17 protein-coding genes and 1 riboswitch are annotated in these 21,159 nt (G+C 41.8%); of the genes, 3 read left to right on the top strand and 14 right to left on the bottom strand.

All coding sequences use genetic code 11. The features are described 5' to 3' along the window. The first annotated feature begins 81 nt into the window (after positions 1-81). Complete coding sequence (locus K1I43_RS11615) at positions 82-564, top strand: DUF2730 family protein (protein ID WP_019418083.1); 483 nt, start codon at positions 82-84, stop codon at positions 562-564. A 39-nt stretch (positions 565-603) separates the two neighbouring features. On the opposite strand, the gene gatB is transcribed toward K1I43_RS11615, so the two are convergent. The 4 genes from gatB to K1I43_RS11635 form a co-directional block, all read right to left on the bottom strand. After that, positions 604-2,034, bottom strand: coding sequence for an Asp-tRNA(Asn)/Glu-tRNA(Gln) amidotransferase subunit GatB (gene gatB, locus K1I43_RS11620; RefSeq protein ID WP_026011761.1), 1,431 nt, complete (start codon positions 2,032-2,034; stop codon positions 604-606). A 14-nt stretch (positions 2,035-2,048) separates the two neighbouring features. Then, positions 2,049-3,506: an Asp-tRNA(Asn)/Glu-tRNA(Gln) amidotransferase subunit GatA gene (gene gatA / locus K1I43_RS11625; RefSeq protein ID WP_019418085.1), complete on the bottom strand. Its 1,458-nt coding sequence runs from the start codon at positions 3,504-3,506 to the stop codon at positions 2,049-2,051. Positions 3,507-3,518: 12 nt separating this feature from the next. Beyond that, positions 3,519-3,809, bottom strand: a complete 291-nt coding sequence (gene gatC, locus K1I43_RS11630; RefSeq protein WP_009360719.1) for an Asp-tRNA(Asn)/Glu-tRNA(Gln) amidotransferase subunit GatC — start codon at positions 3,807-3,809, stop codon at positions 3,519-3,521. A 139-nt stretch (positions 3,810-3,948) separates the two neighbouring features. Continuing rightward, positions 3,949-5,403, bottom strand: a complete 1,455-nt coding sequence (locus tag K1I43_RS11635; RefSeq protein ID WP_009360720.1) for an alanine/glycine:cation symporter family protein — start codon at positions 5,401-5,403, stop codon at positions 3,949-3,951. A 153-nt stretch (positions 5,404-5,556) separates the two neighbouring features. After that, positions 5,557-5,658: riboswitch (purine riboswitch) on the top strand. A gap of 22 nt (positions 5,659-5,680) precedes the next feature. Between K1I43_RS11635 and ade the strand changes: the two genes are divergently transcribed. Together ade and K1I43_RS11645 are read left to right on the top strand one after the other, a co-directional pair. After that, on the top strand, positions 5,681-7,393 hold the full coding sequence (gene ade, locus K1I43_RS11640) for an adenine deaminase (protein ID WP_019418088.1): 1,713 nt from the start codon (positions 5,681-5,683) through the stop codon (positions 7,391-7,393). 68 nt (positions 7,394-7,461) lie between these two features. Continuing rightward, a complete protein-coding gene (locus tag K1I43_RS11645) occupies positions 7,462-7,983 on the top strand; it encodes a hypothetical protein (protein ID WP_026011762.1) in 522 nt (173 codons plus the stop codon). Between the two features lie 266 nt (positions 7,984-8,249). Here K1I43_RS11645 and K1I43_RS11650 read toward each other — a convergent pair whose 3' ends face one another. From K1I43_RS11650 to K1I43_RS11695, 10 genes are all read right to left on the bottom strand, one after another. Then, complete coding sequence (locus K1I43_RS11650; protein WP_019418090.1) at positions 8,250-8,567, bottom strand: hypothetical protein; 318 nt, start codon at positions 8,565-8,567, stop codon at positions 8,250-8,252. 26 nt (positions 8,568-8,593) lie between these two features. After that, complete coding sequence (locus tag K1I43_RS11655) at positions 8,594-9,832, bottom strand: DUF3238 domain-containing protein (protein ID WP_019418091.1); 1,239 nt, start codon at positions 9,830-9,832, stop codon at positions 8,594-8,596. Between the two features lie 368 nt (positions 9,833-10,200). Next, entirely contained in the window at positions 10,201-11,748 is a 1,548-nt protein-coding gene (pruA, locus tag K1I43_RS11660; RefSeq protein ID WP_019418092.1) for an L-glutamate gamma-semialdehyde dehydrogenase, read from the bottom strand. Between the two features lie 86 nt (positions 11,749-11,834). Further along, entirely contained in the window at positions 11,835-12,968 is a 1,134-nt protein-coding gene (locus tag K1I43_RS11665; protein WP_009360724.1) for a CamS family sex pheromone protein, read from the bottom strand. 15 nt (positions 12,969-12,983) lie between these two features. Then, positions 12,984-14,990 (bottom strand): NAD-dependent DNA ligase LigA, encoded by a 2,007-nt coding sequence (gene ligA, locus K1I43_RS11670; protein WP_026011763.1) that lies wholly within the window; start codon positions 14,988-14,990, stop codon positions 12,984-12,986. A gap of 5 nt (positions 14,991-14,995) precedes the next feature. After that, positions 14,996-17,161, bottom strand: a complete 2,166-nt coding sequence (gene pcrA / locus K1I43_RS11675) for a DNA helicase PcrA (RefSeq protein WP_136260232.1) — start codon at positions 17,159-17,161, stop codon at positions 14,996-14,998. Between the two features lie 43 nt (positions 17,162-17,204). Further along, positions 17,205-17,900 carry a heptaprenylglyceryl phosphate synthase gene (pcrB, locus tag K1I43_RS11680; RefSeq protein WP_009360727.1) on the bottom strand — a complete coding sequence of 232 codons (696 nt, stop codon included), beginning with the start codon at positions 17,898-17,900 and terminating at the stop codon, positions 17,205-17,207. A 62-nt stretch (positions 17,901-17,962) separates the two neighbouring features. After that, entirely contained in the window at positions 17,963-18,280 is a 318-nt protein-coding gene (locus K1I43_RS11685) for a YerC/YecD family TrpR-related protein (RefSeq protein ID WP_006323616.1), read from the bottom strand. A gap of 10 nt (positions 18,281-18,290) precedes the next feature. Next, positions 18,291-19,313 carry a DUF3048 domain-containing protein gene (locus K1I43_RS11690; RefSeq protein WP_035063793.1) on the bottom strand — a complete coding sequence of 341 codons (1,023 nt, stop codon included), beginning with the start codon at positions 19,311-19,313 and terminating at the stop codon, positions 18,291-18,293. Positions 19,314-19,347: 34 nt separating this feature from the next. Next, entirely contained in the window at positions 19,348-21,090 is a 1,743-nt protein-coding gene (locus K1I43_RS11695) for an adenine deaminase C-terminal domain-containing protein (protein ID WP_136260233.1), read from the bottom strand. Positions 21,091-21,159: the final 69 nt, after the last annotated feature.

Raw genomic sequence — 21,159 nt, forward strand, 5'->3', positions numbered from 1 at the left:
CAGCTTGACGAAAAAATGAAGTGTTCGCTAGTCATCCGCTGTCGATTCGTGTAAAATGGAAACGAAAAGGAGGTGAACGATATGGTCGAACAGTTGCTTTATGAAATCCTTCACGAAGTAAAAGCAACTCGAGAAAAAGTCGAATCGCTAGAAAAACGAGTGGAAGCAGTGGAGAAAAAGGTGGAATCTCTTGAAAAAGAAGTATCTTCCTTACGCGAACAAGTTCAAGCACTTGACGAAAAAGTTCAAACGCTCGATGGCAAAGTCCTAGCACTTGACGAAAAAATCCAAGCACTCGATGAGAAAGTACAACTGCTTGACGAACGGACACTCGAAACGAAAGCGATTTGCGAAGCGGTTCGTCACGGTCAAGAGGTGCTCGCCGCAAAATACGCTGCACTCGCACTCGATGTCCACAACATGCAAGGAAACATCACCCGCTCAACCAACATACTCGAAGAGAAAGTACTCTCTGCCCTCACTGACCACGAATCGAGCATCCAAGTATTAAACAATCGTGTATTTAAAGTAGAAAGCACCTTGCAAAAGCTTGTTCATCTGTAAGAAAAGCGGCATTGTCCGAGGGACAACGCCGCTTTTTCATTATCGTTTATTTATCTCTTCAAGCAATAGCTTATTCACAAGAGGTGGGTTTGCTTGTCCTTTTGTTGCTTTCATAATTTGACCGACTAAGAAGCCGATCGCACGGTCTTTTCCGTTTTTAAAGTCTTCAATCGATTGTGGATTCGCATCGAGCACTTCCAATACGATTTTGCGCAACGTTGCTTCGTCAGAAATTTGCACAAGCCCTTGTTGTTTGACGATTTGCTCTGGATCGCCACCTTTTTCAACAAGTTCTTTAAAGATTTTCTTCGCAATTTTTGACGAAATCGTACCGTTTTGAATGAGTTTAATCATGCCTGCTAAACTTTCTGGCGTTAACGCAATGTCATGCAATTCTTTTTGTTCTGCGTTTAAATAGGCAGATACTTCAACCATCAGCCAGTTCGATGCAAGCTTCGGATCCGCTCCATTTGCAACCGTTGCTTCAAAGAAATCTGCCATTTCTTTTGTCAATGTTAACACTTTCGCATCGTACTCTGGCAAACCAAGTTCCTCAATGTACCGTTTTTTCCGTGCATCTGGAAGCTCTGGAATCGATGCGCGTACACGCTCTTTCCATTCATCGTCAATATAAAGCATCACTAAATCTGGCTCTGGGAAGTAACGATAGTCTTCTGAACCTTCTTTTGTACGCATTAAAATCGTTGTTTTCGTCGCTTCATCGAAACGGCGCGTTTCTTGTTGGATGACGCCACCAGACAACAAAATTTTCTCTTGACGTTTCGCCTCGTACTCAAGCCCTTGACGAACGAAGTTAAACGAGTTTAAGTTTTTCAATTCTGTTTTTGTGCCGAATTTGTCTGAGCCGATCGGACGAAGGGAAATGTTCGCATCACAACGAAGCGAACCTTCTTCCATTTTACAATCGGATACACCCGTATATTGAATAATCGACTTTAATTTTTCTAAATACGCATACGCTTCTTCAGGTGAACGAATATCTGGTTCTGATACGATTTCAATGAGCGGTGTGCCTTGGCGGTTAAAGTCAACTAACGAATAACCGTCCCCTGTATGCGTCAGCTTTCCTGCATCTTCTTCTAAATGAATGCGCGTAATGCCAATTTTTTTCTTTTTGCCGTTCACTTCAATTTCAATCCAGCCGTTTTGTCCAATCGGTTGGTCGTATTGTGAAATTTGGTACGCTTTCGGATTGTCCGGATAAAAGTAGTTTTTCCGGTCAAATTTCGTTTCCGTCGCGATTTCGCAGTTTAATGCCATCGCGGCTTTCATCGCAAATTCAACTGCTTGCTTGTTTAGCACCGGAAGGACGCCTGGGTACCCTAAGTCAATGACGCTCGTTTGTGTGTTTGGGGGCGCTCCGAATGCATTTGGGCTGCTTGAGAAAATTTTCGATTTCGTTTTCAGCTCGACGTGCACTTCAAGTCCGATGACAATTTCAAAATTCATCACTATTCCCCCCCTTACAACGTTGGTTTTTGTTTATGGTAATCTGTTGCTTGTTCGAACGCATGCGCCACGCGGTAAATTGTGCTTTCGTCAAAATGCTTGCCGATAATTTGTAGACCGACTGGCAACCCGTTGACAAATCCGCACGGCACTGAGATGCCTGGAACACCGGCAAGGTTGACTGGAATTGTTAAAATGTCGTTGGCGTACATCGTTAACGGATCGCTTGTTTTCTCGCCGATTTTAAACGCTGGTGTCGGCGTTGTTGGCCCAATAATGACGTCGTACTTTGCGAAAATGTTTTCGAAATCTTGTTTAATGAGCGTACGCACTTTTTGAGCTTTTTTGTAATATGCATCATAATAGCCGGAGCTTAACGCGAACGTTCCAAGCATAATACGGCGTTTCACTTCGTTACCGAACCCTTCACTGCGCGTTTGCTTGTACATCTCCATTAAGTTTTTCGCATTGTCTGTCCGATAGCCGTAACGAACACCGTCAAAGCGCGCAAGGTTTGCCGATGCTTCAGAAGACGCTAATAAATAGTACGTCGCAAGCGCGTATTTGGAGTGAGGAAGCGATACTTCTTCCCATGTTGCCCCGAGACTTTCTAATACTTTCAGCGCTTGGAAAACGGATTGGTGAACTTCTTCTGATACCCCTTCGCCTACATATTCTTTCGGTACGGCAATTTTTAGCCCTTGAATGTCCCCTGTTAAGGCAGAAACGTAATCTGGTACTTCAACATTGGCTGATGTAGAATCCATCGGATCTAAACCAGAAATGACTTGTAATACATATGCATTATCTTCCACCGTACGTGTAATCGGACCGATTTGGTCAAGTGAAGAGGCAAACGCGACAAGGCCGTAGCGCGATACGCGACCATATGTCGGCTTTAACCCGACGACGCCACAAAACGCAGCTGGTTGGCGAATCGAACCACCTGTATCTGATCCGAGCGCAAACGGCACTTCACCCGCCGCTACCGCCGCAGCCGACCCGCCGCTAGAGCCGCCTGGCACGCGCTCTAAATCCCACGGATTGCGCGTAAGTTGAAACCCAGAGTTTTCTGTCGACGATCCCATCGCAAACTCGTCCATATTTAACTTACCGATCGTTACTGCATCAGCTTGATGTAAACGTTCAACGACTGTAGCATCATAAATCGGATCGAAGTTGTATAAAATTTTACTCGCACACGTTGTGCGCAGCCCTTTTGTCACAATGTTATCTTTAATGCCGATTGGCATCCCGAAAAGTAAGCCAAATTCCTTTTCTGTTGCAAGTTTCTCATCTAACTCTTTTGCTTTCGCACGCGCTTGTTCTTCGTTCAACGTTAAAAACGCTTGTACTTTTTCTTCTACTTCATGAATACGTTTAAACGATTCATCTACTAAATCCGAAACGGAAATCTCTTTTTTATGCAATAAATTGTGCAATTCAGATACACGATAATCGAACAATGACATATTCTTCCCTCCTTACTCTAAAATGGCTGGCACTCGGAATTGTCCGTCTTGATGGTCTGGTGCATTTTTCAATACGTCTTCTAACGGAAGTCCAGCTGTCGGTACATCTTCACGCATCACATTTTTCATATTCAGCACGTGTGATGTTGGCGGAACGTTTTCTGTATCTAACTCGTTTAACTGCTCGGCAAACGTAATAATCGCATCTAATTGCTTCGCAAACATCGCTGCTTCCTCTTCTGTAATCGCTAAGCGCGCCAAATGCGCCACATGCTTGACTTGCTCGATTGAAATTCGTGACATATGTTTCACCTCCGATATTATCGACCTTTCACAATACTATGATGATACCAAACTTTCGCGCAGTGAAGCAACATTTGCCATTCATTTTGTTTACTCATGAATAAACAAAAAAATGAGATGCCCGATTGGACATCTCTCGTTATGACACGCGTTCTTCATCTCGTTTAAAATCATTGACCCAATAGTCCGCGTTTTTAATGCCTAGTTTTGTTGGATCAAACACAGGATCAAGTCCTTGTTCTTTTTGTTCTTCATAATCTTTCAATGCTTGTAACGCTGGTTTTGCCAAAATTAAAATGGCGATTAAGTTTAGCCAAACCATGATACCAAGACCGACATCACCGAGCGCCCATGCTAAGTCTGCTGTTTTTACCGCCCCGTAAAATGTTGCGATTAAAAGCATTATTTTTAATCCCGTCATTAACCACGTTCCGTTTTTCCCACGCATTAAATAAGCGACATTCGTCTCGGCAATGTAATAATACGCCATGATCGTTGTAAATGCGAAGAAAAATAACGCAATCGCAACAAAAGCGGCTCCAAAGCCAGGGAAGATCGTTTCAATCGCAGCTTGTGTATAACCTGGGCCAGGGTTTACCCCTTTTAAGTTTTCAACAATAAATCCACCGCTTGGATTCGCTGTGTTATACATTCCCGTAAATAAAATCATAAACGCTGTAGCTGAACAAACGAGCAGTGTATCGATATATACAGAAAACGCTTGAACGAGCCCTTGTTTCGCTGGATGGGATACTTCAGCAGCGGCCGCTGCATGTGCCCCAGTTCCTTGTCCAGCTTCATTTGAATAAATGCCCCGTTTTACTCCCCATGAAATCGCCATGCCTAAAATACCGCCGAATGCGGAGTCAAACCCTAATGCACTCTTTACAATTAGTGCAAATACCGCTGGCAGCTGTGTAATATTTGCTGCCATAATGATGAGCGCAAGTAAAATGTACGCAAGCGCCATAAAAGGAACGACATATTGCGCTACGGTTGCAATTCGCTTCACCCCACCAAAAATAATGGCACCAAGCAACGCAACAAGCAAAACACCTGTCCATGTCGGACTTAAGCCGAAAGCGTTATTCAATCCCGTCGCGATAGAGTTCGATTGAATGCCCGGCATTAACAATCCAACTGCAATAATTGACGAAATCGCAAATAGCACTGCATACCATTTCCAACCGATCCCCTTTTCGATGTAATACGCAGGGCCACCGCGATATTGCCCATCTTGCTTTACTTTATAAATTTGTGCTAACGTTGACTCAATAAATGCACTTGATGCACCAATAAATGCAATCATCCACATCCAAAATACAGCACCTGGTCCACCGAAAGCGATCGCTGTCGCTGTTCCAGCAATATTTCCTGTTCCTACCCGACCGGAAAGGGCGATCGATAATGCTTGGAACGAAGAAACACCTGCATCGGAGCTTTTCCCTTGAAACATGAGTTTAATCATGTCTTTAAAATGGCGCACTTGTAAAAAGCGGGTAATAATCGAAAATAAAAGACCAACACCAAGACAAAAATAAATCATGACCGGACTCCATAATAATTCATTTAGAAAACCGACAATATTCTCCAAAACATTCATCTCCTTTCTTAAATAAAAGTATTTTACTTTTCAAACTTATTAGAATTATATAACAAAACATTTTTACGAAACAATATCATTTTTTATCGTTTATTCGACATAAATCAAGCATTGACGAAAAAAAAGTGTCAGTGTAGAATGAAAAAAATTTTCAAAAAAACAACTCGTATAATTTCGGAAATATGGTCCGAAAGTTTCTACCAAACGACCGGAAATCGTTTGACTACGGGGATCGCTCCTCGTATCGAGTTGGAGAGGAGGAACATCAATGAAACAACTTGCTGTAGCTTCAAAAAAACAATTAGCCGATGTTGTCGTCAAAAACGGAAAAATTGTCAACGTCTTTACACACGAAATCGTGCAAGCAGATATGGCGATTGCCGATGGAAAAATTGTCGGTATCGGTACATATGATGGGCACACCGTCATTGATGCCAAAGGGAAATACGTTTGCCCTGGGCTAATTGACGGACACGTCCACATTGAATCATCCATGGTTACACCGAGCGAATTTGCTCGCGTCGTCGTTCCACACGGCGTCACAACCGTCATTACCGATCCGCACGAAATTGCGAACGTCGCGGGGACAAAAGGCATTGAATTTATGCTAAACGATTCGAACGACATTCCGCTTGATGTATATGTGATGTTGCCGTCGTGCGTGCCTGCAACCGATTTTGAACACACTGGTGCAACGCTTCATGCCGAACAGTTAGCACCGTTTTTTTCTCATCCGCGCGTGCTTGGGCTTGCGGAAGTGATGGACTATCCGTCGCTTTTGCAAGGAAAACAACATATGCTCGCTAAACTAACCGCTGCCACAGAAGCAAATAAACTAATTGACGGTCATTTAGCTGGTCTTAATGAAACAGCTGTGAACGTGTACCGAAGCGCCAATGTTCATACCGATCACGAGTGTGTCACGGTAGACGAGGCGCTCGCTCGCGTGCGACGTGGCATGTACGTTTTAATTCGGGAAGGCTCCGTCGCAAAAGATTTGCACAAACTACTCCCGGCAGTCAATACGTATAACGCACGCCGCTTTTTATTTTGCACAGACGATAAGCATATTGACGAGCTTGTCACCGAAGGGAGCATCGATCATCATATTCGCCTAGCGATTCAAGCTGGTATAGAGCCGATAACAGCGATTCAAATGGCGACATTAAACGCCGCAGAATGTTATCGCCTATATACGAAAGGCGCTATCGCTCCTGGGTATGATGCCGACTTTTTGCTTGTGGATGATTTACAGTCGTTTTCGATTACACATGTCTTTAAAAAAGGGACGCTTGTTGCTGAAAACGGATGCGCTACCTTTTCCGTAGCAAAAACAACTTCGGTTGACAAAACAATTATACAATCCGTCCATACAAAAAAAGTAACAAAAGAAGATGTACAAATTCCATTTACACGCGGAAATTGCGCAAATGTCATTAAAATTGTTCCAAATCATTTGCATACAAAACGGCTCATCACAGAAGTGAACGTCCAACATGGTGTCTTCCAACCGTCACTCGAGCAAGATTTACTAAAACTTGTTGTTGTCGAACGTCACCGTGGGCTTGGAGTCGGTGTTGGCATCGTCAACGGATTCCAATTGAAAAAAGGGGCAATCGCCTCATCCATTGCGCATGATTCACATCACATCATCGCTACCGGAACAAATGATGACGACATCATTACTGCAATTGAACATATACAAAGGATCAACGGCGGGCTTGTCGTCGTCGAAAACGGACGTGTTTTAGCAGACTTGCCGCTTGAAATCGGTGGATTGATGACAGCGAAAAGTTACGAGCAGGTGTTAGAACGGTTACAAGCAATTCACAGCGCCTTGATAGCGATTGGGGCAGCAAACGACTTTAATCCATTTATTACGCTCGCCTTTTTAGCGTTGCCTGTCATTCCAGAACTCAAATTAACCGACCAAGGCTTATTTGACGTTTCATCGTTTCAATTTATTGATGTGGAGGCATAGAGGGATTTTTCTCCCTCTTTTTGTCGAATGATGTTATAATATGATTGTGTATAAAAGGAGGTGAGAACATGAGTGCACAAGTGTTGGAGAAAATTTTATCCATCGTCACAGACATCCAAAAAGAATTACAAGACGTTCGCGAAGAGCAACGAGCGATCCGCGAAGAACAAATGGCTATTCGAGAAGAACAAATGGCTATTCGAGAAGAGCAGAAAACGTTCCGTGAAGAAATAAACTCTTTGCGGGAAGAGATGAATGCATTCCGCAAAGAGCAACAGTTCATTCGCGAAGAGCAACAAGCATTAAAAAATGGACAAAAAGAGCTTTACGATCTTATGAACGCTCTTCTCCATCGTCAAGAAGAAACTGACGCAAAGCTTGAAGCTTTAACGATGGACGTGCATCATATGCGCGGTGAAATGACAGCAATGAAGCAAGAAATCCACGCACTAAACGAAAAAATTGACTCCCACTACGAACAATTCAACGAACGTCTCAACAATCTCCAACTTGACGTCGATTTCACCGTCCACAAAACAACGATGACTGAGCGAGAACTTTTCAAAATGAGAAATCGGTTGTTTTCATAAAGAGGGAAATGATCTTTCCCTCTTTACTTATGGAGTTTGATTTATATGCTTCTTTTTTATTACCCTTCTCTCAGTCAAAAGTGGTAATAAAACACTTGCAAAAATGTCTAAAATAATTCGCTGAAAAACGCTTTTGACATCGCCTTTGTTACATACTGTGGATGTATATAGTTTCTCCATACACGCCTATCTTTGTGGATGTATTCCGTACACGCCTATCTTAAAATATCAAGTACAACCCGGGGGCAAGAAGCTGTTTCCTTCATCTAATGCAATCGGGAACACAGTCTTCTCCCTGCATAATATCCCACTGCCCCCATATAAATTGGGACTACAAATACAAAAGAGGGGTAAAAAGGAAGCGACGTAATCGTTGCCATCCCCAAAACAACCACCCAATCCCATTTGAAACCCCATTTTTTATCAGAAAAAGAAACAAACGCTTCTGTCACTGCACATATAAGCAGAACAGCCAGTATCACAAATGGAAAAGTGGCAACAAAGAAAGAAAAAGTGCTAAGTAACGAAATGGAAAGTGCAAACATGACAAATGCCAGCAAAACCTCTACTAAAAATTTTTTCACTTATACTATCCCCTTTTAATATAAGATTACTTACTCACTGCGATTTTCTTATTGGGATACCAAGGAAATAAATAATTGACATTTGTACCTGCAGCATCAGGATTAAATTGATACAGAGTTTTCCACGTTCCCCCATTATCGGATCTATAAATTTCATGCCAAGGATACTGGTCATGACTACCATTAATATAAGTAACTCCACTTTTTTGAATATTTAAACTATAGCTGTAATCAATATTCGGTGGGGCATCCATGTAAAACGGCAATCCAACAGAATGGGAAATTTGAAATTGTGCTTCACTGGATGTAATCCATTCCTTTACAGCAGTTATACCTGATGTCCCAGCATTTTTTCTTGTCAATTCCGTTGAACCACATGTACCATTATCATTTTTATTATAGCGAATAGAATCGCTTGTGTATTTTGAAAATCCATAAGTCCTATCTTGCCAATAAATCGAGAGATCGACTCGAGTACGATAAGTGCTAGCAGAAGCAGAGAAGTCACGATTGTCTCCCCCATAGCAGTAACCATCTGGTGCGGATATTTTAGGTGGTTTAATAAATGTTGTATTGCGATAGGAAGTTACGGGTTCAACTGCAAGTGTTGAAAATGACTGGGAGAATTCCTCAAAACGCATGTTACGCTTATCAATTACTTGCTTCGCAGGTATTAAGATGACATGATTTTTTTCGTCTTCAACTACTTTGTCTTTTTCTTTATCGAATTTTTCTAATGTTTCTATACCTTCAATGATATACATGTATTCCCGACCAAATGATACATTAAAGTCTTTGAACTCACTTTGTGAAACAACAACCATTGGCTTTCCATCACGATAAACCGTATAACTTTGAACATTTGGAATATCCGACCAATCAATTTTTATCATTCTTTCATTAAAAAACATATCTACTTTCACACTATCACTTGATAGAGGGTGCAATGTATTTGTGACAACATTCATCTTGGTCAATAACTGCTCGTCTTTATCAAATGCAGCCAAAACATACTCATACATTTCACCCGATGTTAGTTTTTTATGAATAAACTCTCTTTCATTCCCTTCATACAGAACTTTTCCCCTATTATCATATAAAACATATTTTTTAGCTTTAGCAATTTGCTTCCACGTTAAACGCAGGCTATCCTCAGATTTTTCAATTGAATAAACCTCAATATAATCTCCTGAAGAACCATCAGTAATAGTACCAATAAATAACAATAGGACAACGGTAATTGTTAAGGAGACAACTTTTTTCACAAAAACACACCACTCTTTCTATATTTTTATAATAATTCATTTTAATACCACTATAAAAAAAAAAAAAAACCTGTCAAGCATGTTCGAGACTTAAACGTTCGACATTTTTTCACAAATCTTTCAATCAAACAAATAAAGACCAACATTTTTTATCTAGTGGTATCCAACTAAAGCGTAACTATTCACCCCAGTGCTAGTGTGTAAGTAAAGCAACCCAGCACAAATAGAGGCTGTCCGATAAGTCCCAAAAATGAAACAAGTGGAGAAAAACGGCTCGTTTTTCTCCACTTGTTTTTGTATTTTTTCGATTTTCCCCGAAAGGGGCTGTCCAAAAAGTCAAGGTAACTGACTTTTTGAAGTCCCTTCCATTAAAACATTTCTGATACTGTTTTTGCTTGCATATGGAGAAGTAAGTAGTCTGGGCCACCTGCTTTCGAGTCTGTACCAGACATGTTGAATCCACCAAACGGATGGTAGCCGACAATCGCTCCTGTGCAACCACGGTTAAAGTAAAGGTTGCCAACATGGAACTCCTCACGCGCTTTTTCTAAATGGAAGCGGTTGTTTGAAATGACCGCACCTGTTAAGCCGTATTCTGTGTTGTTTGCAATGTCAAGCGCCTGATCGAAGTCTTTTGCTTTCGTAAACGCAACGACTGGTCCGAAAATTTCTTCTTGCATAATGCGCGCTTTCGGATCGACATCTGCAAACACCGTTGGCTGAATGAAGAAGCCTTTCGAGTCGTCTCCTTCGCCGCCTGTCATAAGCTTGCCTTCTTGTTTACCAATTTCGATATATTCCATAATTTTGTTATATGCCGATTGATCGATAACCGGTCCCATAAACGTGCTTTGTTCTTCTGGATTGCCGACTTTTAGTTGCTTTGTTAACTCGACAACGCGGTTTAATACTTGATCGTATACGTCTTCAAGCACAACAACGCGCGAGCATGCTGAACATTTTTGGCCTGAGAAACCGAATGCCGATGCCACAATTGATTGTGCAGCTAATTCAAGGTCTGCTTCTTTATCAACAACAATCGTGTCTTTTCCGCCCATTTCGGCAATGACGCGCTTGAGCCAAATTTGTCCTGGATGCACTTTAGCGGCACGCTCATAAATGCGAATGCCGACATCGCGTGAACCTGTGAAGCTAATAAAACGTGTGCGCGGATGGTCGACTAAATAATCGCCTACTTCCGCACCGCTTCCCGGAATGTAGTTTAATACGCCTGCTGGAAGGCCTGCTTCTTCTAACACTTCTACGAACTTATAAGCAACGACTGGTGTGGCACTTGCTGGCTTTAAAAGCACCGTATTTCCTGTCACAAGCGCTGCAACTGTCGTTCCCGCCATAATTGCAAACGGGAAGTTCCACGGTGAAATGACAACGCCAACGCCAAGCGGAATGTAGAAGAAACGGTTTGTTTCTCCCGGACGACTTTCGACAGGAATGCCGTCTTTTAATTTCAACATTTGGCGAGCATAATATTCCATAAAGTCAATCGCTTCAGCAGTATCTGCATCTGCTTCTTTCCACGGTTTTCCTGCTTCTTTCACAAGCAATGCGGAAAACTCATGTTTGCGACGACGCACAATCGCTGCCGCACGGAACAAAATATCTGCGCGCATTTCTGGCTTCGTTTTGCTCCACCATGTAAATGCCGCATCGGCTGTTTGCATCGCTTTTTCTGCTAAATCTTTATTCGCTTTCGCTACGCGACCGACAACTTCTGTTTTATTCGCTGGATTAATGGAAACAATCTTATCTTCCGTCATGATTCGTTCTCCGCCAATGACAAGCGGATAATCTTGACCGAGATAAGCTTGTACCGTCTTCAATCCTTCTTCAAACGCTTTTTTGTTTGCTTCGATTGTAAAGTCTGTAAATGGTTCATGTTTGTAAGGTTGTACCATATGTAAGCCCCCTTTGTTGAAATTACAAAAGCGTTTTCATACACACAATTTCATTCTAACGGATGGAGCATACATATTCAAATTTTTTATGGTTGGTAGATGTGAACAAACGGTTCATTTTTGTCTGGGCTTTTTATAATGATACTTTCCGGTCCGCGCACCGAAGAAATGTAAACGGAAATCGGCATATAATCAGGCATTTTTTCCATGAGAAGACCTGTGACGTATTGCGTAAATCCAATAACTTCTGTTTTTCCGTAAAACTGCATAACAATGTCGATTGTCAATTGTTGTAGTTGGTCATCACGGTAAAATGCCCTACCGATCACCCCTGTGTAATTCGGAAAAAATTCTTCAATATCGGATTTCAAATTTAAAAACTTGACTAAATCATCGCGATGGTTTTTTTCCGCTTCATCCGATGGAAACACGTAATATTCTTCATTTATTTTTTCCCAATCTTGAATGGCGTTACTTCCTTTATCAACATAACCAACCGCAAAAAAGTGCCCTGGAACAATGGACGATTTCGGTTGTTGTTCAAATAAGCCAACAACAATCGGTACTTCTCTTAATCCATCGATTTGACGTAAACGAGAAACGATTTCTTCTGCTGCTTTTTTCCCTTCCTTCTCCATATCGCTTTTTGAAATTTTTACTTCGCGCGGATACCCTTCTTCTGTTTCATAGTAATGGACGGAATTCATCGCAAGCCCGATGACGACTCCACCTAATTGCACTTTATCGTTCCCTGTTTTTATTAAGTAGTTGTGCTCTAAAATATGTGAAATGTAGAGTGGATGTTTTTTATTTTTTTCTTCATTTGTCCCTTCATTTCCGAGCGCAGGATTCAACCCTTCGCCATTTCCTTGTTTTCGCTTAAGCCACGACTCAATCGTTTTTCGATCTAAATATTGTCCTTGTTGAAATAAATATTGTGACGGAGAAAACTTTTCTTGCGCAATGCGCATTAAACCGAGTTCAAATTCATCCATATCTAATCGTGTATTCACATTTTCAACGACAAGTCCCCGCGCCTCTCCGGGTTGAAACGGTAAAATTGTGCGATAATACGAGTTAGAAATGTTGTACTTTGGAATAATCGCCTTTTGTTTTTTATTATCTGTTTCTTGCACAACTTGCTCTTCTTGATTAAATTTTGGCGCGCATGCTGACAAAGTAAGAAGCGTACAAGTGAGCAATATCATCAGCCTTTTCATCGTTCACACCTGCTTTTATTGTTGTATTTCTTGAAGAAAACGCGCTTCATCCCAAATTGTAATGCCAAGCTGTTTCGCTTTTTCTAATTTTGATCCAGCATCTTCACCTACAACGACAACGTCTGTTTTTTTACTGACACTTCCTGTCACTTTTCCACCTAGTGCTTCAATTTTTTCTTTTGCTTCGCTCCGCGACATCGATTGTAACGTGCCTGTTAAAACAAACGTCTTCCCAGCAAACGTTGAGCTTATGTCCGCTGTCCGTTTCGCACCTTTATATGTCATATTGACACCATACGCCCGCAAGCGTTCAAGCAACTGCTTTACTTCTTCTTTTGAAAAATACGTCACAATCGATTCCGCCATTTTCTCACCAATTTCATGAATGGCTGTTAGTTCTTCTTTCGTCGCTTGTTGAAGACGTTCCATCGTTTCAAAATGTTCCGCTAACGTTTTTGCCGCTTTTGCGCCAACGTGGCGAATACCAAGCCCGAACAATAAGCGCTCCAGTGAATTTTGTTTCGATGTTTCAATCGCTTGCAGTAAGTTTGTTGCTGATTTTTCTCCCATTCGTTCTAACGCGACAAGTTTGTCTTTCGTTAACGTATACAAATCCGCCACACTACGAACGAGACCGTGTTCAAATAGTTGAGCGATCACTTTTTCGCCTAATCCGTCAATATTCATCGCTTGGCGTGAAACGAAATGAGTAAGCCCCTCTCGAATTTGTGCCGGACATTGCGGATTGACACAGCGAAGCGCGACTTCATCATCAAGACGAACGAGTTCGCTTGCGCATGCTGGGCAATGCGTCGGCATATCGAAAGGCTTCTCCTGTCCTGTTCGCCGCTCTGGCAATGAACGTACAACCTCTGGAATAATATCGCCCGCTTTTTTAATAACGACGTAATCGCCAAGACGAATATCTTTTTCACGAATGTAGTCTTCATTATGCAGCGATGCACGCTGTACAATCGTGCCCGCCACACGCACAGGCTGTAAAATAGCTGTCGGAGTGACCACACCTGTTCGACCGACACTTAGCTCAATATCAACAAGTTGTGTCACAACTTCTTCAGCCGGAAATTTATAAGCAATGGCCCAGCGTGGACTTTTCGCTGTCGCTCCTAGTTGCTTTTGTTGCGCAAACGCATCTACTTTAATGACGATTCCATCAATATCATACGGCAATGACGCGCGTCGTTCATGCCACTGTTCAATGTAAGACAATACGTCATCTATCGTTTCGCATACTTGCCGAGCCGGATTTGTTTTAAATCCGAGCTCATCTAAATAATGAAGCGACTCACTATGGGAGACGAATCCGAGCTCTTCTGCATTGACGACATGATATACAAATATATCTAACTGACGGGAAGCGACGACTTTTGGATCAAGCTGACGAAGCGATCCGGCTGCCGCATTGCGCGGATTAGCAAACAATTCTTCTCCGTTCATTTTGCGCTTTTCATTTAACTTTTCAAATGATTGGCGTGGCATATATGCTTCCCCACGCACTTCAATCGTCACTTGTTTACGCAATCGAAGCGGCAATGAGCGAATGGTTTTTAAATTTTCCGTAATATCTTCCCCTGTCGTCCCATCTCCGCGCGTTGCTCCTTGTACGAAATAGCCATTTTCATAACGGAGCGATACGGCTAAACCGTCAATTTTTAATTCACATACGTAACGGACGTCACCAACTTCTTGGCGTACACGTCGGTCAAAATCTCGTAAATCTCCTTCATGAAAAGCGTTGCTTAAACTAAGCATCGGCACGCGGTGGAGCACCTTGGCAAATCCCTCTAACGGCGCTCCGCCAACGCGTTGCGACGGAGAATCCGTTGTTTTATATTGTGGATATTGCTCCTCTAACTCCATCAATTTTCTCATTAATTCATCGTATTCAGCATCAGAAATAGAAGGTTTGTCTAATACGTAATATTCATAGTTATATTTCTCAATTTGTTGGCGCAATTCAGCAATTTGCTTTTCAACGTCGTGTTGTGTCACATTCTTCATCCTTTCTACACTTTCGTAATCGGAGCAAATTTCGCCAAAAGTCGTTTAATGCCAATTGGGCTTGAAAAAGCAACATCTATCTCTTGATCACCCTCGTTTTCTTTTACGCGCACGATTGTTCCAATGCCCCACACTTTATGGCTCACTTTATCGCCTACGCGCCATCCTCCTTGCGAAACGGTAGATGAACGTTGGGATGTTTGCTGTTTTGTCACTCGTTTATGTGCATATTCAATGAGCTCTTCAGGAATTTCATCGATAAAACGAGACGGCGCGTTAACATGCGTTTGTCCAAATAACGTACGCATATGCGCGCGCGTTAAAAAGAGCTCTTCTTCCGCACGCGTAATGCCAACATATGCTAAACGTCGTTCCTCTTCCATTTCATCTTCATCGTTTAATGAGCGGTTATGCGGGAAGATCCCCTCTTCTAGTCCGACTAGAAAAACGACAGGAAACTCTAATCCTTTTGCGGAATGAAGTGTCATTAAAACAACCGCATCATTTGTTTGTCCATCATTATCATTATCAAGTTGATCGATATCTGCAACAAGCGCTAAGTCCGTTAAGAAGGCAACGAGCGACTTATCTTCGTTTACTTGTTCAAAATGTTGAGTAACTGATAAAAACTCGTCAATGTTTTCAAGTCGACTATGTGCCTCTAACGTTTTTTCTTCGCGAAGCATATCGCGGTAACCGGAACGATCGAGCACATCTTCGACAAGCTCTGTGACAGATAAATAATGTTGCATTTGGCTCCAATGATGAATTTGTTCGCGAAACTGCACGAGCGGTGCAGCGATGCGAGCGCTAATTCCAATTTCTTCAATAGAACCGAGCGCATCAAACATCGATATTCCTTGACTAGAAGCATACGCTGCAATTTTATCAATTGTCGATGCTCCAATGCCGCGCTTTGGAACGTTAATAATGCGTGTAAAACTAATGTCATCATTCGGATTCGCAATTAAGCGTAAATAAGCTAACACATCTTTAATTTCTTTTCGGTCATAGAATTTTAAACCGCCAACAATTTTATATGGGATATTCGCCTTTAATAACATTTCTTCAAGCACGCGCGATTGCGCATTCGTTCGATATAAAACAGCAAAATCTTTATACGCTCGTTTTCCTGCATCAACATATTCTTTAATTTTCCCAACGACAAATTGCGCTTCATCTACTTCCGTCATCGCCTCGTAATACACAAGGGCATGTCCTTCGCTATTTTCCGTCCAAAGCTTTTTCGGTTTTCGTTGTGTATTATGCTCAATAACCGCGTTGGCAGCTTGTAAAATACGTTTCGTCGAACGGTAATTTTGTTCAAGCAAAATGACTTTGGCGTTCGGATAGTCTTTTTCAAACGATAAAATGTTGCTAATATCGGCACCGCGCCAACGATAAATGGATTGATCAGAATCGCCAACTACACATAAGTTTTGAAATCGTTTGGCAAGCATGTTCACAAGCAAATATTGTGAGCGGTTCGTATCTTGATATTCATCAACATGAATGTATTGAAACTTTCGTTGATAATACTCCAACACTTCCGGAACACGTTGAAATAGTTGAATCGTCGTCATAATTAAATCATCAAAATCAAGAGCATGATTGCGCAACAATCGCTTTTGATATTCTTTATACACATCCGCAACAAGCTGTTCATATGGGCTTGCAGCTTGATCGGCATATTTTTCCGGCGTCATCAATTCGTTTTTCGCGCTACTAATCGCACCTAAAAGCGCACGTGGATCATATTTTTTCGGATCAATATTGCGATCTTTTACAATATGTTTTAGCACAGACAATTGATCGGTTGGATCCAAAATGGAAAAGTTAGCGTGAATGCCGATCCGATCAATGTCGCGTCGCAAAATGCGGACGCACATCGAGTGAAACGTAGAAATCCATATATCTTCCGCCTGTTTTCCAACGATGCGTTCTACACGTTCTTTCATTTCGCGTGCTGCCTTGTTTGTAAATGTGATCGCTAAAATGTTCCAAGGAGCAACGTCTTTTTCCGCCATTAAATAAGCGATGCGATGCGTTAACACGCGCGTCTTTCCACTTCCTGCCCCCGCCATAATTAAAAGCGGCCCTTCCGTTGTTTTCACTGCCTCTTTTTGTTTTTCATTTAATCCTTCCAACAGCATATGTGCTGACATACTCATTTTTTTCACCACCAAAACATATGTTCTCTTTTTTATTCTCCATTTATATCGATTTTCCTTTTACCGCTTCGACTGTTTGTAACGCCATTTGTAAATTTGTATAAATTGCATTTCCTACAACGACCGTATCAGCCCACATCGCCATTTCTTTCGCTTGTTCAGGTGTATGAATGCCACCACCATAAAACAAACGGGTGCGTTCTAGCGTCCGTTTCACTTTTTGTACAAGCGTCACATCTCCGTACCGTCCGCTATATTCCATATAAAAAATTGGAAAATGATACATATGTTCTGCCATTCGAGCATATGCAATGACATCTTCTTCTGTTATATTCGTTCGTGCACTCGTTAATGATGCCGCTTTACATTCGTCATTTAAAATACAATACCCTTCAACAAAAAGTTCTTCCCAATTAATTAAATCACCAAACTGTTTGACCGCTTCGTGATGCAAATCAATTAACCAAGTAAGATCACGGCTATTTAGCACCATTGGAATGAAATAATAGTCAAATCCAGGTGTAATCGCCTCGATGTTCGATACTTCTAGTGCACATGGAACAGAAAAACGGCGCACGCGCGCAAGCAAATCGATGACGTTTTCAAGCGTCACACCGTCTGTTCCACCAACAATGATCGCATCCGTCCCTGATTCGCATACTTGTTCTAATTGTTCATCTGTTATTTCTTTATTCGGATCTAATTTAAACACATGGCGCCATGTTGTTATCTCATTCATGTTTTTTCACCTCATCTCATTATAACAAAAATCATAACAAAAAATCGTAAAAAGAAGCTGACTCATTGTGAGCCAGCCTCCTCTTGTTGTTCATTATAAATGCGATCGAGTGCCATCGCATACGCATCATTCCCGTAGTTTAAGCAACGTTTTACGCGCGAAATAGTCGCTGTGCTTGCCCCTGTTTCTGTTTCAATTTTATGATACGTATACCCTTCGCGCAACATACGAGCTACTTCCAAACGTTGCGCAAGCGCTTGTATTTCATTGACCGTACATAAATCATCGAAAAAACGATAACATTCTTCTAAATCTTTCAATGACAAAATGGCACGAAATAATTGGTCAAGCTCTCTGCCTCGCAATTTATTAATTTGCATATACGTCCCCCTATTCATATTGTACTTGTTCGAGATTCGGAACGACTTGAATCCACGTTTTCCCTCGAGTAAATCCGAGCGGAACACCATTTTTATAAGGGAGAAGGCGTCCGTCAATATTTTTCCACTCCACTTCCTGCATCGTTCCTTCTTGAAATAAATACCCTTTCCCACCCGATGTAAAGTCAATATCTCTCCGACCATAGTCGTCAATAATTTGATGCGTCGCTTCAATCACGAACACATTTTCTACTGCAATCGGTGTATTCGTTTCTCGGTCAACTGTCGGCTTTCCACCGCTCGAACGAACATATTTCGTTCCGTCGTACGCATAATGCACGTGAGCGTACGATCGTTTAGAGTACACCACATCAATATTCGTCGCTTTTACAGCGTTTGTCAAATCGTTTGTGAAAAATGGTAGCGGTTTAACTTCTTCTTCGAACGCATAGCCGTTTTTTTCGGCACCTTTTTTAATATTTTCAAAGGAAATGTATGAGTTGTGTGGTGCCTTTCGTGTGCGATCTCGCCAAAATAGCGTGCCATCGTAAAACAGCCCATTTACATAATCCGCCGCACCAGACTTTAACAATTTCTGTGCCTCTGGACTCCATCCGTGACATACATATAAAGCATGAAAGCCATTGCTTAGTTGAATAAAGTAGTCTCTTGCGCTTCGAACAGGGCCGATGACATCAGGTTGCTCGCTTTGATAAATGGCTAACAGCCGTGTAATATCTCCTTCCGCAAGCACTTCATATACAATATCTGCTTTGTGCAATCCCGATTGAGGTCGTGCGGCAGGATAGTTATTAATCATCACCGCCACAGCTCGTTGCATCGTTTTTTCATTCGCTGGCATGCCTGTTAACGGAAACGTCCACGCTGTTTCCTTTGTGTCTTGGTCATTTTCTTGTTCAATCGGTGTCGGTGAGGACTCCTCTTCTTTTATGTTTGACTCTGTACGTTGACATCCGATGCCAAATAAAAATAAAGTCATGATCATAAATAGAAAAAATAATCGCCGCAACATGAACCCAACCTTTCGTTTTCTTCCCTTTTATATTTTAACGCATTATTGTCGGAAAGAGTACTGTTTTATGCATCACATCGTAAATTCCTTTTGGTGTAATGCGAATGTACGGTAAATGTGTCGACGATAAAAAGAGCAACGTGTAAATCGGATCAGCAAACGTATAGCCACGCGCTCGCAACAAATTCCCAAGCGTTTTTTCTTCTTCCATCAACATTTTCATCGGCTTATCTGACATTAATCCCCCTAACGGAAGAGAAATGTCGTGAATGACTTCTCCATGTTCACATAAAACAATGCCGCCTCCCATTTGTTTCATGCGCTCAAATGCAAGCAATAAATCACGTTTACTTTTTCCGATTAAAATAATATCTCCTGTATTTGAATACGAGCTAACAAGCGCTTGCACATGTGTCGCAAACCCTTTTAATACGGTGTTCACACGCCATTTTCCGTTGCGATCAATAAGCATTAAAAAGCTTTCATCATGATCTGTTGATAACTCATCAGCAGATGTATCAATCGAAATAGAATACGGCTTAATAATCACTGAGTTTTCCATGTACATCCCCAATGGCATCGAAAATTGCAAATCATCCATCTGTAAATCCCAAGACAAAGAAAGTGGTGCAAGACCATGTACGTCCCATTCAATTGCTGAAAAAGCAGAGACAGGTACGCCATCGCGTTTGACCCACTGTCCGCTCGCTAAAACAGAAATCGGTGTCGGATTTAAAGCATGTTCAAGAATGTTAATATGTGCAATGCGCCCTGGCGTAATGCTTCCGTGTAAATGATCGATATTGTAATAACGAGCAATGTTCCATGTGGCCATGCTGTATGCATCAATGTCACGTACTCCTTCTTGCAATGCGATGCGAATCATTTCGTCGATCATTCCGTTTTCATAAAAGGCAGGCGTCGATCCGTCTGTTGTAAACATACAGTGATCGTAATGATGAATACCAAGTTGTTTCATCTCTTTAAGCAATGTCGGCAAATCCGGCCGGATGGACGAATGGCGCAATGATACGGTATACCCGTGCATTAATCGCTTATACACATCGTTTCCGGTCATCGCTTCATGATCAGCATCCGCCCCAAATAACTTCATTTTCGTCAACGTACGATCTGAGGCACCGGGAAAATGACCTTCCACTTTTTTACCAAGTTTTTTCGCTTCTTGCATCCAATGGAGAACGAAATCGTCCCCTTCTAACAGTTTTGGCCATCCAGTCAATTCGCCCACTTGTAACACCGCATCGTTTTCAAGCCATCCCTTCATGTTTTTATATGAAAAAAGATGTTCTTCTCCTTCCATTTCTGTTTGCGGATCAAGTCGGCACCACCAATACATCGTCACTGGTTGTTTTTCCATAGCGGACAAAAAAGAAAACGCTTTCTTTTTTGTCAACTGTAAAAAAAGAAATAAATTGTCGTTAATGAGTGTTGTCGTACCGAACTGCGCTGCATATTCAGCAAGCGTTTGGGGATTATATAACTGAAACGGATGAGCATGAGGCTCAATATAGCCAGGAACGAGCACTTGATTCGTGCAGTCGATGACTTCACATGAATCTAATTGCTTCGGTTTATTTGGCCCAACGTACACAATTCGATCATCGCAAATCCAAACGTTTCCTTGTAACCATTGACGTATGTATGGATGTAAATATGTTGCGTTCATTAACACTTTTGTCGGTGCTTGCTTTCCGTCAACAATTGCAACGTGTTTACGAATTTGTTCACTTTTCCATCGATACCGTTTTTCCATCATGATCGCTTTCCTCCTAAATCGTACCATCATCTATACACATTTTAACGGATGAAAGCGAATTTCACAAAC

The sequence above is a fragment of the Anoxybacillus sp. ST70 genome (assembly GCF_019553625.1).
GTDB classification, from domain to species: Bacteria; Bacillota; Bacilli; order Bacillales; family Anoxybacillaceae; genus Anoxybacillus; species Anoxybacillus gonensis.